The organism is Intrasporangium zincisolvens, from assembly GCF_034724055.1.
GTDB classification, from domain to species: Bacteria; Actinomycetota; Actinomycetes; order Actinomycetales; family Dermatophilaceae; genus Monashia; species Monashia zincisolvens.
Genome location: NZ_JAWIIL010000003.1, coordinates 689947 through 702617 on the forward strand (window position 1 = coordinate 689947; position 12671 = coordinate 702617).

At 73.4% G+C, this 12671-nt stretch carries 11 protein-coding genes; 9 read left to right on the plus strand and 2 right to left on the minus strand.

Annotation, left to right across the window (positions count from 1 at the left end):
- The first annotated feature begins 47 nt into the window (after positions 1–47).
- Genes RY076_RS11685 through RY076_RS11710 form a run of 6 tightly spaced genes read left to right on the plus strand, consistent with a single transcriptional unit; the run spans position 48 to position 6855 of the window.
- Positions 48–839: a 4Fe-4S binding protein gene (locus RY076_RS11685; RefSeq protein ID WP_323097999.1), complete on the plus strand. Its 792-nt coding sequence runs from the start codon at positions 48–50 to the stop codon at positions 837–839.
- Positions 836–1414, plus strand: coding sequence for an NADH-quinone oxidoreductase subunit J family protein (locus RY076_RS11690; protein WP_323098001.1), 579 nt, complete (start codon positions 836–838; stop codon positions 1412–1414). The genes RY076_RS11685 and RY076_RS11690 overlap by 4 nt, the downstream gene beginning before the upstream one ends.
- Entirely contained in the window at positions 1411–1884 is a 474-nt protein-coding gene (gene nuoK / locus RY076_RS11695; RefSeq protein ID WP_323098003.1) for an NADH-quinone oxidoreductase subunit NuoK, read from the plus strand. Before RY076_RS11690 ends, nuoK begins: the two co-directional genes overlap by 4 nt.
- Positions 1881–3812 carry an NADH-quinone oxidoreductase subunit 5 family protein gene (locus tag RY076_RS11700; protein WP_323098005.1) on the plus strand — a complete coding sequence of 644 codons (1932 nt, stop codon included), beginning with the start codon at positions 1881–1883 and terminating at the stop codon, positions 3810–3812. The genes nuoK and RY076_RS11700 overlap by 4 nt, the downstream gene beginning before the upstream one ends.
- Positions 3803–5308, plus strand: coding sequence for a complex I subunit 4 family protein (locus tag RY076_RS11705; protein ID WP_323098007.1), 1506 nt, complete (start codon positions 3803–3805; stop codon positions 5306–5308). Before RY076_RS11700 ends, RY076_RS11705 begins: the two co-directional genes overlap by 10 nt.
- A complete protein-coding gene (locus tag RY076_RS11710; protein ID WP_323098010.1) occupies positions 5305–6855 on the plus strand; it encodes an NADH-quinone oxidoreductase subunit N in 1551 nt (516 codons plus the stop codon). Before RY076_RS11705 ends, RY076_RS11710 begins: the two co-directional genes overlap by 4 nt.
- 43 nt (positions 6856–6898) lie before the next feature.
- Here RY076_RS11710 and RY076_RS23655 read toward each other — a convergent pair whose 3' ends face one another.
- The gene (locus RY076_RS23655) at positions 6899–7531 is read right to left on the minus strand and encodes a helix-turn-helix domain-containing protein (protein WP_413785762.1); all 633 of its coding nucleotides are present in this window, start codon (positions 7529–7531) and stop codon (positions 6899–6901) included.
- 334 nt (positions 7532–7865) lie between these two features.
- On the minus strand, positions 7866–8477 hold the full coding sequence (locus tag RY076_RS11715) for a hypothetical protein (protein WP_323098012.1): 612 nt from the start codon (positions 8475–8477) through the stop codon (positions 7866–7868).
- A 188-nt stretch (positions 8478–8665) separates the two neighbouring features.
- On the opposite strand from RY076_RS11715, the gene htpX reads away from it, so the two are divergent.
- From htpX to RY076_RS11730, 3 genes are read left to right on the plus strand one after another with little or no spacing between them, the layout of a single operon-like run.
- Positions 8666–9541: a zinc metalloprotease HtpX gene (htpX, locus tag RY076_RS11720; RefSeq protein WP_323098013.1), complete on the plus strand. Its 876-nt coding sequence runs from the start codon at positions 8666–8668 to the stop codon at positions 9539–9541.
- Positions 9542–9590: 49 nt separating this feature from the next.
- A complete protein-coding gene (pepN, locus tag RY076_RS11725) occupies positions 9591–12089 on the plus strand; it encodes an aminopeptidase N (protein ID WP_323098015.1) in 2499 nt (832 codons plus the stop codon).
- An 18-nt stretch (positions 12090–12107) separates the two neighbouring features.
- On the plus strand, positions 12108–12662 hold the full coding sequence (locus RY076_RS11730; protein WP_323098017.1) for a GNAT family N-acetyltransferase: 555 nt from the start codon (positions 12108–12110) through the stop codon (positions 12660–12662).
- Positions 12663–12671 lie beyond the last annotated feature (9 nt).

The window sequence follows — 12671 nt, forward strand, 5'->3', positions numbered from 1 at the left end:
CCCCGCTTGCCCGCCCCAGCCGATCCGACCCGAGGAGGTGACGCGTCGTGGGTGAGGGAATCGTCCCCGGCCTCGTCAAGGGACTCGCGCAGACGGCCCGGACCATGACGCGCCGGACGCACACGGTCGAGTACCCCGACGTCGCGCCGGCCCTGCCGCCGCGCACCCGGGGGGTCATCGCGCTCACCGAGGAGAACTGCACGTCGTGCATGCTGTGCGCGCGCGAGTGCCCCGACTGGTGCATCTACATCGACTCCCACAAGGAGGAGGTGCCGCCGACGACGCCCGGCGGCCGGGCCCGCCAGCGCAACGTCCTCGACCGCTTCGCCATCGACTTCTCGCTGTGCATGTACTGCGGCATCTGCATCGAGGCGTGCCCGTTCGACGCCCTGCACTGGAGCCCCGAGTTCGAGTACGCCGAGCTCGACATCCGCGACCTGCTGCACGAGAAGGGTCGTCTCGGCGCGTGGATGGCCACCGTGCCGCCGCCGCCGGCGCTCGACCCCGGCAGCGCCGAGCCGGCCGAGGTCGCCGCCTCGTCGCGTCCCGCACGGGGTGCCCGTGGCGCCGCCGGCGCGGGTACCGACGCCGGGGCGCCGACTCGCCCGACCCGCGTCCGTCCCGCACGCGACACCGCTGCCGACACTCCAGCCGAAGCCCCCGCCCGTCCTGCACGCGACACGACGCCGACGCGACCGCTGCCGGCGGCAGGGGAGGCCGAGGCCGAGACCCCGGCGGCCAACGGCGACGCGACGCAGGTGCTGCCCACCACCTCGACGCCTTCCATGCCTTCCACGCCCTCGACGCCGGAACCCCGCGACGAGGAGGGCGACGCGTGACGACCCGCGACATCGTGTTCGTCGCCGTCGGTGCGATCACGGGCCTCACGGCGCTGCTCGCCGTCACGACCCGCCACGTCGTGCATGCGGCCCTGTGGCTGCTCGTCTCGCTCGGGTCGCTCGCCGGCTGCTACCTCGTGCTCGGCCAGGAGCTCGTCGGCCTCGTCCAGCTGCTCGTCTACGTCGGCGCCGTCGTCGTGCTCGTGCTCTTCGCGCTCATGCTGACCCGGGCCCCGATCGGCCCGCACGCCGAGATCGACACCCCGGTGTGGCAGCGCGTGATCGGAGCGGTCCTCGGGGCCGCGACCGCCGCGCTGCTCGGCAGCCTGCTCCTGCCGCTCTTCTCGGGCGCCACGGCCCCCCTCGACGACGCCCCGTCGGCCACGCCGCGCATCGCCCAGGCGATCTTCGGCACGTGGGTGTGGCCCTTCGAGCTGCTCTCGGTGCTCCTGCTCGTCGCACTCATCGGCGCCTTCGCGGTGTCGCGCATCGTGCTGCGCCGGGGCACGGTCGAGGCCGTCGACCCCGCCGACGCCGCCCGTGCCCGCGCGGCCGACCCGGGAGCAGCGTCGTGATCCACCTCGAGCTGCCCGTGCTCCTCGTCGCCGTGCTCGCCGGAGCGGGCGTCTTCGGCATCCTCGCCCGGCGCAACGCGGTGCTCGTGCTCATCGGTGTGGAGCTCGTCCTCAACTCCGCGAACCTCCTTCTCGTCACAGCAGGTTCGCGGTCGGGCTCGCCCCTCGCGGCCGGCGCGGTGCTGACGCTGTTCGTCATCACCATCGCCGCGGCCGAGGTCGTCGTCGCGCTCGCGATCGTCCTCGTGCTCTTCCGCACCGCCGGCCACGTCGACCTGACGCGCGTGCCCGTCCTCGACGACGGCCCCGACCCCGACGACCTCGACGACGCCGAGCAGCCCCACGACGCGGTGGCGTCCGGTGGGCCCGACGCGTCTGGTGAGCCCGACGCGTCCGGTGCCCCCGGACCGTCGGCTGAGGGTGACGTGCCCGCCGAGCCGGCGCCGGCCGGCCCGGAGGTGCGCGCATGAGCTGGGTCGTGCGTCTGATCGTGGTCCTGCCGGCGCTCGCGGCGCTCGGCGGCCTGCTCGTGCACCGGCAGCGTCGCGTCTCGGCCGTGATCGCGGTCGGCGTCTCGACGCTCGTCACCGTGCTCGCGCTCGTCCAGTGGGTCGCGCCGTCGCGCACCGCCGACATCGACACCTTCGGCAGCCTGCCGCTCGGTGACCTCTCGGTGCCGCTGCACCTGCTCTCCGACCGCGTGTCCGGGCTCGTGTCGTTCGTCGTGGCCCTCGTCGTGCTCGGCATCCAGGTGTTCACGGTCTGGTACCTGCGAGACGACCCGCGTTTCGGGCGCTTCGTGGCCACGGTCTCGCTCTTCGCTGCTGGCATGCTGCTCCTCGTCCAGGCCTCCGACCTCGTGCTCGTCCTCGTCGGCTGGGAGATCATGGGCTGGTGCTCGTGGCTGCTGATCGGTCACGACAGCGAGCGGCCCGCCGCCCGCCGCGCCGCCTACAAGGCGTTCCTCGTCACCCGGGTCGCCGACATCGGCATGGTCGTCGGCATCGTGGCGCTCGCCGTGCGGGCCCGCAGCACCGACCTGCTCGCCGTCATCTCCGCGGACGGCAGCACGACGGCACTGACCATCGGTCTCGTCGGCGTGGCCGTCGGCGTCGCCGGCAAGTCGGGCCTGATCCCGTTCCACGACTGGCTGCCCGACGCCATGGAGGGCCCGACCCCGGCGTCGGCCCTGATCCACGCGGCGACGATGGTCGCGGCCGGCACGTACGTCATCGCCCGGCTCTTCTCGCTCTATGCCTCGCACGACGGCGCCCGCACGTTCCTCGCGGTCCTCACGGCGGTGACGATGGTTTATGCCGCGCTGCTCGCCTTCGTCCAGACCGACCTCAAGCGGATGCTCGCCTACTCGACGCTGAGCCAGATCGCCATCATGCTCTCGGCGCTCGCCACCGCGCCGCACGACCTCGGGCCGGGCGCGGGCCTGTCCCAGCTCATCGGCCACGCGTTCTTCAAGGCGCTGCTCTTCCTCGCCGCCGGCTGGCTGTCGGTGCTCGCCGGCGCCACCGCGCTCGTGGCACTCCGCGGCCGGCTCCGGCGCACGGGGGCGCTGCGGTGGGCCACCGGCATCGGGCTCGCCTCGCTCGCGGGCGTCCCGCCTCTCATCGGCTTCTTCACCAAGGACACCGTCATCGACGCCGCCATCGAGGGGGAGGGGGTCGGCGCCACGATCGTCGTGGTCGCGCTCTTCGTCACCGTCGTGCTCACGGCGGCCTACTGCACCCGCGCCTGGCTGCTCCTCGACACCCCGCTGGCCGAGGAGGTCGTCGAGGCCCCGGAGGCCGACGAGATCCTCGACGGCCCCGAGGCGGACGAGGTGGTCTTCGCGGAGGAGGACGTCGCCGTCGTGACCGCCGCCGACAGCGCCGACGACGCCGAGGTCGAGCGCGTCCATGCCCACGGGCACGCCCCGATCACCCTGTCCGCGGCCCTCGTCGTCTCGGTCCTCGCGGCGCTCTGCGTCGTCGGCACGCTCTTCCTCACCGGTCTGCGCGGGGGGATCCACGTGGGCCTGCTCAGCGCGCTGCTGTCCGTGCTCCTCGTCGTCGGGGCCGCGTTCGCGGTCTGGTCGCTGAGCGGAAACGGTCGCGTCGACGTCGCCGAGCGGGTCCCGGCCGGCCTGCGCGACCGGGCCGTCCGCGGCTTCGGCATCGACACCGCCTACGTCGGGGTCGGGCGAGCCGTCACCGCCACCGCCCGCGTCGTCGTGGCCCTCGACCGCGATGTCGTCGACGCCTACCCGCGGGCCGCCGCCGTGGTCGTGCGAGGGCTCGGGCGTCTCGGTGACCGCGCGCATCGCGGCGTGCCGTCTGCCGCCCTCGTCGCTCTGCTCGTCGGCGCCGTCGCCGTCGCCGTCCTGGGGGTGGCCGCATGGCGCTGACCGTGATGCTCCTCGTGCCGCTGCTCGCGGCCATCGCCCTCGTCGCCATCCCCGGCGAGTCCCGGGCCGAGCGCCGGATCGCCCTCGGGGCGTCCGTCGTCACGGCCGTCCTCGCCGTCGTCGTCGTGGCCACCCGGGCCGAGGTCGACGCGCCGTGGATCCGCTCGCTCGGGGTGCGCTGGCACTTCGGGGTCGACGGGGTCTCGGCCGCGCTCGTGCTCCTCACGGCCCTGCTCACCGTCGGGGTCGTCGCCCACGCGCTGTCCGGCCCGATCCCCAAGGGCGGCACGGGCTCGACGTTCCTCGGCTGCATCCTCCTCGTCGAGACCGGCGCCCTCGGCACGTTCCTGGCCCGCGACGCCATCCTCTTCTTCATCGCCTTCGAGGTCGTGCTCGTGCCGATGTGGGTGCTGATCCGCCGGTTCGGCGACGACCACGTGCCCGACGAGGCGCGGGCCGACGCCGCGGGCCGGTTCGTGCTGTTCACGGTCCTCGGCTCGACGCTCATGCTCGTCGGGATCCTCTTCCTCGTGCACCACCAGGGCACGTCCGACCTCGCGGTCCTCGCGGCCCGGCACGGCGAGGGACTGGCCCGGCCGCTCGAGATCGCCATCGCGGCGGTCCTCCTGCTCGGCCTCGGCATCAAGGTCCCGCTGTGGCCGCTGCACACCTGGCTGCCGTCCGCGCACACCATCGCCCCCACGGCGGGCTCGGTGCTCCTCGCGGCCGTCCTGCTCAAGATGGGCACCTACGGGATCGTGCGCCTCGTCGTGCCGACGGTTCCGGCCGGCATCGCCGCGCTCGCGCCGCTGCTCGCCGTCCTCGGCGTCGTCGGCATCCTCTGGGGAGGCCTGGCCTGCCTCGTCGAACGCGACCTCAAGCGCCTCATCGCCTACAGCTCGGTGGCGCACATGGGCTTCGTCGCGCTGGCGATCGCCTCGGGCAGCGAGACCGGCCTGCAGGCAGCGCTCTTCGGGAACATCGCGCACGGCGTCGTGGCGGCGCTGCTGTTCCTCGTCGTCGGCGAGCTCAAGGAGCGGTGGGGCTCGGCCGATCTGCGGGTGGCCCGGGCTGCGCTGCGCGACAAGGCTCCTCGCCTCGGCGGCGTGCTCGTCGTCGGGCTGGCCGGCGCCCTGGGGCTGCCCGGCCTCATCAGCTTCTGGGGTGAGTTCCTCGCCCTGTACGCCACGTGGTCACCGGCCGAGGGCCGGCCCGTCACCCTGCTGCGCGTCTGCGTCCTGCTCGGCGCGGTCGGTCTGGCGCTGGCGGCGGGCTACTCGCTCCGCGTCGCGCGCATCGTGTGGGCGGGGGAGGGCAGCGAGGCCGCCGTCGGGCCGGCCGCCGAGGCCGTCGTCGACACCCGTGGCGTCCGCTGGGGCGTCATGCTCGCGCTCGTCGTCGTCATCGTCGTGCTGGGGGTGGCGCCGCACCTGCTGCTGTCGCTGTCCGATGCCGCCGCCTCCGGGTTGATCACCGGGACAGGAGTGGCGCCGTGAACGGGCTGAGCCTGGACCTCGCGGTCCTCCTGCCGGCGCTCGTGCCGCTGGGTGCGGCGCTGCTCGTCCTCGTCGCCGACCTCGTCGCGCCGAACCTGCGGCGGCTCCCGTGGGCGATCGCGGCGGCGGCCTCGCTCGGGACCGCCGTCGCCGCCGTGCCCGGTCTCGCGGCCGGCGACATCCGATCCACGCTGTGCCTCGCGACGCCGGCCGGCTCGGCCCTGCCGACCGTCCAGGGCCTGCCCGCGTCGTGCTTCTGGGAGGCCGACGCCCTCACCGGCGCGCTCCAGCTCGTCGCCGGGGTGGCCGCCCTGGTGTGCGTGGCGCTCGCCTGGCCGCGCCCGCTGCGCCGCCGTGCGCACGGCCCGACGTCCGAGCCGGTCCAGGTCGTGCTGCTGCTCGCGGCCCTCGCCGCGACGGTCGTCGTGGCCGCGAGCCGCGACGTCGGCACGTGGCTCGTCGCGCTCGAGCTGGCGACGCTGCCGGTCGTCGTCCTCGTGGCGCTCTCCGGTCGACGCTCGGCCGTCGCGGGCGCCACCCAGCTGCTCGTCATGTCGCTCGTGTCGTTCGCGCTGCTGACGCTCGGCGTCGCCCTCTGGTACGCGGCGACGGGCAGCCCGTTCCTGACGCCGGACGCCGCCCTGTCGACGAGCGGGGCGTTCGAGGCCGCCTCGGGCGCCCCGACGTCGGTCGTCTTCCCGTCGGTCTCGGCGGGCGTCGTGTCGCTCGCGACGGTGCTCGTGCTGGCCGGCGTCGGGTTCAAGCTGTCGCTCGTGCCCTTCCACGCGTGGACGCCGACTGCGTACGCCGGTGCCCCGCTGCCGATCGCGACCTTCCTCGCGACGGTCTCGAAGATCGCCGCCCTCGCTGCGCTCCTCGTGGTCCTGCGAGCCGTGTCGGTGCTCGGCACGCCGGCGCTGCTGTCGATCGCCCTGCTCGCCGCGCTGAGCATGACCGTCGGCAACGTCCTGGCCCTGCGCCAGGACGACGTCGTGCGCCTGCTCGCGTGGTCGACCGTCGCGCAGGCCGGGTGGGTCGTGCTGCCGCTGGTCAGCATCTCGGCGCTCGGTGTCGGGGCGAGCGCGACCTACCTGCTCACCTACGTCGTCGCCACGCTCGTCGCCTTCGCCGTCGTGGCCGTCACCGTCCGCGAGCGCCCGGCCGACGGTCGCACCCTCGCCGGCTACGAGGGCCTGTGGCGCCGGAGCCCGTGGCGTGCCGGCGCCCTCGCCCTCGCCCTGACCTCGCTCGCCGGCCTCCCGCCGGGCATCATCGGCCTCGTCGGCAAGGTGGTCGCCCTGCGCCCCGTCGTCGCGGAGGGCTGGGTGTGGCTGGCCGGCATCGCGGCGGCCAACGCCGTGCTCGGGGTGGCCGTGTACCTGCGCTGGCTGCGTCCGGTCGTGTCGTCCCCGGACACGCCGACCACACCGGCGAGCGCCCCCCGACGGCGCGGTGGCCGCGTCGCGGTCGCCGGACTCGTGCTCGCCGCCGCGGTGCTCGTCGTCGTCAGCGTCCAGCCGGACGTCCTGCTGCGCCTTCTCGGCTGACCAGCGGCCGTCCACGGTCGCCGCCGCGACCAGGGCGAGCGCGTCACGCGTCTCCTGCGTCCGGCAACGCTCGGCCACGCGTCTGGCGCCGCCGATCGGGTTCGCACTGGCACGGGCACGTCGGGAGGCAAAGCTCCTCGAAGCAGGCATCGAGGCACTCGCACACGGGCTCCGGTTCGGGACCGTGTCGTTCGAGCCACTCGGCCCGGCGGCGGGCGAGACCCTCGATCCGCGCCCGACGCATCCCGGCGGGCGTCGGATGGTCGACCTGGGTGCCTGATCGATCGCGGGCCTCGGCTCGGCGGTCCCGCAGCGTGAACCAGCCCCTGGCGTCAGGCCGGCCCTTGCGTGGGTTGGCGCCCCGGTGCGCTGGCATGCCCGCCGGGCCGGCGACGTCGAGATGGCTCGGGAAGTGTCGCTCCGCATGGTCGCGGAGCACGTCCCGTGGCACGGGCGGCACCTCGCCGCCGGACGCGTCGACGACCTGGAGTCGCAGCCCCGCCAGGAGCAGGATCCTCGACATCGTCCCGACGCTGACGTCCCGCTCGCCCGTCTCCATCCGCCCGACCTGCGCCCGCGAGAGGCCCAGCTGTGCCGCGAGCTCTCGTTGGCTCAGGTCGGCGAGTCGACGGACGCGTCGCACGTAGCCAGGGACGTCCGGCCCGTCGTCGGTCATCGGCCCTCCAGGAATCGTGGCGAGACCACCCTCGCGCACCCGCGGTCGCGGGCGCCGGCCTCGTCCCCAGCCCGAGCGCCACCTCGCGTCCACCCGAGGGGGTTGTGCACAAGGGCGATCCCACCGCTCACTCACCACCTGCTCCCGCTGTGGGAGCAGGTGGTGAGGCTGTGAGGGGGTGCGGTGTGCCGGGCGGTGGGGGTCGCTCCCTCACGCGCTGCTCCCGCTGTGGGAGCAGGTGGTGAGGGGAGCGGGGAGAGTGGCCGGGAGGCCGGAGCGCGATCGACCCCGCCGCTCCTCGAAGCGGCGGGGTCGGGTTCGGTGCGGCCGGTCCTCAGCTGAGGGCGAGGGCCTCGCCGCGAGCGGCCGGGGCCCGGGTCACGGTGTCGGTGGCGCGCTTGGCGTGCCGCAGACCGAGGATGCTGAGCACGAGGATCAGGCCGGCGCCCACGAAGGCCACGATGGCGGCGATACCGGCGACGGTGCCCATGGTGCCGAAGGCGTAGGCGTTGAGAAGCAGGCCACGCAGGGTGTTGCCCATGAAGAGGGTCTGGCGCAGCTGGCCGAGCTCGGCGACCTTCGCCTGGTCGGCGTTGGCATCCTTGGTCAGGGCCATGAACTCGCCCGACACCTGCTCGTAGGTCCGGTTGTCCGACGCGGCGTTCATGTGGACGAGGATGTAGTGGTCGGCGAAGGCCTTGGCCTGCTCACCGGTCGTCATCTTGGTCTGGCCGTCGGCCCACGGCTCGAGGGCGGCCTTGTCGGCCGGAGCCATCTTCGCGATCGCGGCCGCGGCCGGCATCGTGATGTCCTGCTGGACCAGCTGCTGCTGGACCTGGTCGCCGATGAAGGTGCTCGCGTAGGTCATCAAGCCTCCGGCGACGAGCAGGACGACGGCCACGATGAGGCCGGTCCACGAGATGAGCCTGTCGAGCGTCTTGCGCATGATTGCGCCTCCTGGTGTGAGGATCGGGGTGGTGTCCCCGGGTCGGTTCCTGACACTGCGAAACTACTACGACGCGTAGTACGACATGTAGTAGTTGAATGGTCATCTGCTGTGGTGTCCGTCACTCCCGGCTCCCAGCGAACGCCCAGCCGGGGGAACCGCGCCCGTGCTCCGCGCGTTGACCCGACATGCACAACCACTTCAACGGGCTCAAGACCGCCGCCCTCTTCGGCGGCATCTGGGCCCTGTTGCTCGGGATCGGCGCCTTCGTCGCCGGCGGCCGCTACATCTGGGTCTTCGCGCTCATCGGCGTCGCGACGACGTTCTACGGCTACTGGAACTCCGACAAGCTGGCCATCCGCGCCATGCACGCCTACCCGGTGTCCGAGGCGCAGGCCCCGGCGATGTACCGCATCGTCCGCGAGCTCTCGACGCGAGCGGGCAAGCCGATGCCGCGCCTGTACATCTCCCCGACCCAGGCGCCCAACGCCTTCGCCACGGGCCGCAACCCCAAGAACGCCGCGGTCTGCTGCACCGAGGGCATCCTGCAGCTGCTCGACGAGCGCGAGCTGCGCGGCGTCCTCGGCCACGAGCTCATGCACGTGTACAACCGCGACATCCTCACCAGCTCGGTCGCGGCGGCGGTCGCCGGTGTCATCACCTCCATCGGCCAGATGCTGATGTTCACGAGCATGTTCGGCGGCGGCGGCAACGACGACGACCGGCCCAACCCGTTCGCGCTGCTCGTCATGAGCCTGCTCGCCCCGCTCGCCGCCGTCCTCATCCAGATGGCCATCAGCCGCACCCGCGAGTTCGACGCCGACGAGGACGGCGCCGCGCTGACCGGCGACCCGCTCGCCCTCGCCTCGGCCCTGCGCAAGCTCGAGACCGGCGTCGCCCGCGCTCCGCTGCCCCCGCAGCAGGACATCGTCAACGCGAGCCACATGATGATCGCCAACCCGTTCCGGGCCCAGGACGTCACCCGGTTCCTCTCCACCCACCCGCCGATGGACCGCCGCATCGCGCGCCTCGAGCAGATGGCGGGCGGCCCGCTCCAGCACTGACGGGGTATCCCGGCGACGGCGGGCCGCCCCATCTGGCAGGCTCGCTCCCATGCGCAGTCTCACCCTGGCCGAAGCCCGCGAGCGATCCTCGCTGCTCACCGTCACCTCCTACACGGTCGACCTCGACCTCGACCAGGGGCCCGACGCGTTCGGCTCCCGCTCGACGGTGCGCTTCACCGCGGGGGCGCCCGGCGAGAGCTCGTGGGTCGACGTCAAGGCGCGCTCGGTCGAGTCCGCGACCCTCAACGGTGCGGCGCTGGACCCGGCAGCGGTCGTCGACGGCCGGCTCGAGCTCCCGGGGCTCGCCGCCGACAATGAGCTCGTCGTCGTCGCGACGATGGAGTACAGCCACGACGGCCAGGGCCTGCACCGGGCCACCGACCCGGCCGACGGGCTCGACTACGTCTACGGCCACCTCTTCCTCGACGCCGCCCCGAGCGTCTACGCCTGCTTCGACCAGCCAGACCTCAAGGCGCCCTACGACCTCACGGTCCGCGCCCCGCGCGAGTGGGTCGTCATCGGCAACGGCGCCGCCGAGCAGGTCGAGCCGGGCACCTGGGTGCTGGCCACGACGCGGCCCCTCGCCACCTACTTCGTGACGGTCTGCGCCGGGCCGTACGTGTCCGTCCTGGCCGAGCACGACGGCATCCCGCTCGGCGTGCACGCCCGAGCCTCCCTCAAGGAGCCGCTCGAGCGCCACGCCCCGGAGATCCTCGACGTCACGCGTCGCTCCTTCGACTACTTCCACGGCCTCTTCGGCATCCGGTACCCGTTCGGGGAGTACCACCAGGTCTTCGTGCCCGAGTTCAACGCGGGTGCGATGGAGAACCCGGGCTGCGTCACCTTCCGCGACCAGTACCTCTACCGCGGGGCTGCGACGCGCGACGAGCTGCTGACGCGCGCCAACACCGTCAGCCACGAGATGTCGCACATGTGGTTCGGCGACCTCGTGACGATGAAGTGGTGGGACGACCTCTGGCTCAACGAGTCGTTCGCCGAGTACATGTCCCACCGCTGCCTCGTCGACGCCACCGAGTACACCGACGCCTGGGTCGACTCCTCGATCGTGCGCAAGGTGTGGGGCTACGGGGCCGAGCGCTCGCCGTCGACCCACCCCGTGGCCGGCGTCGAGGCCCTCGACGCCCAGAGCGCCCTGCAGAACTTCGACGGCATCTCCTACGCGAAGGGCGCCGCCGCGCTGCGCCAGCTCATCGCCTACGTCGGCGACGACGCCTTCATCGCGGGCGTGCGCACCTACCTGACCGACACGTCGTACGGCAACGGCACCCTCTCCGACTTCCTCGGCGCCATCGAGCGGGCGAGCGGCAAGGATCTCACCGCATGGTCGAAGGGCTGGCTGCTCACCGCCGACCGCGACACCATCTCCGTGGAGGTCGACGAGCAGGGCGGTGTCGTGCAGAGCGCCTCGGTTGCCCGACAGGCCCCCTCCGCGCACCCGGCCGACCGGCCGCACGCCTTCGACGTCGCGGGCTGGACCGACGGTCGCGAGGTCGGCCGCGTCTCGACCACGGTCACCACCGACCGGACGCCGCTCGACGCGCTCGTCGGCGCCGCCGTCCCCGCCGTGCTCGTGCCCAACGCGTCCGACCTCACGTGGGCGCGCGTGCTCCTGTCCGACGCAACGGTTGCGGCCCTGCCGGAGCAGCTGGCCCAGGTGCCCGACCCCCAGGCCCGTGCGGTCGTCTGGTCGGCCCTCGTCGACGGCGTGCACGGCGCGTCAGTCGCCCCCGACGCCTTCCTCGACGTCTTCGACGCCGCGTGGCCGCACGAGACCAACTCCTCGATCCTGACCCGGATGGCGGCCTACGCCGAGCACCGCATCGTGCCGTTCTTCGTGCCGCGCCCGGCCCAGGCCGCCGCGGTGGCGCGACTCGCCGCGGCCGCGGCCTCCCTGCTGGACCGGGCCCCGGCCGGGTCGACCGAGTCGCTGGCCGCCGCCCGGCTGCTCGCCGGCACGAGCGAGGACGAGTCGCTGCTGCGTGCCTGGGCTGACGGCAGCCAGCTGCCCGAGGGCCTGTCCGACGACGGCGACTTCCGCTGGATCGTCGTGCGCAACCTCGCCTCTCGAGGGCTGCTCGACGTCCCTGGCGTCGAGGCGTTCCGGGCCAAGGACGACACGCTCCAGGGCGCGCTCAACGCGCTCATGTGCCGGGCGTCGCTGCCGGCGGCCGACGACAAGGCCTGGGCCTGGGACCAGCTGACCGGGCGGCGCGGTCGCTCCAACTACGAGATGGTGCACCTGGCTCGCGGGTTCTGGATGGCGCCCGACGACGCCCTCGTCACCGACTACGTGCCGCGGTACTTCTCCGACGTGCCGGCGATGTCGGGATGGGTCGGCGAGGACGCCTTGTCGCGGGTCGTGCTCGTCGCCTTCCCGAAGGTCTTCGCCGAGGACACCGCCCGCCTCAGCGCGGACGCCCTCGGACGCCACGACCTGACGCCGGCGGTGCGACGCTCACTCGTCGACGCCGACGCCGAGCTGCGTGAGGCCCTCGAGTCACGGATCACCTTCGGCGTCGTCGCGTGAACCTCGCGTGAACCTCGCGTGAACCTCGCCGAGCCGCACGTCGGGCCGCACGTCGGCTGGTCGGTCGAGCTGGCCGACGTCGGCGCCGACGTCTCGCTCGAGATCCTGCGCGACTACCTCGTCGACGTCGCCGACCGGTGGTTCCTCCTGCACGAGGGGCGCCGGTCGACCCCCGAGGAGATCGAGGAGGCGTGGCAGGGGATGCCCTGCGACGACCTCGCTGCGCCGACGGGTGCTTTCGTCGTGGCCCGAGACGCGTCAGGTCACCTCGGCGGCTGCGTCGGCGTGCGGCTCGTGGACCCCGCGCCGACCGGCGTGGGGGAGGGGCGGGTGAGCGAGCTGAAGCGGATGTTCGTGCGGCCCGAGGGGCGCGGAACCGGCCTGGCCCCACGGCTGCTCGCGGCCGCCGAGGACGCGGCGCGGGCGCTCGGCGCGACGACGATCCGTCTCGACACGCGTCTGGACCTCGTCGAGGCCCGCGCTCTCTACGCCCGGCACGGCTACGACGAGGTGCCCTGCTTCACCGTCGACGACCCGTACGCCGAGGTCTGGTACGCCAAGCCCCTCACCTGACCGGATCGA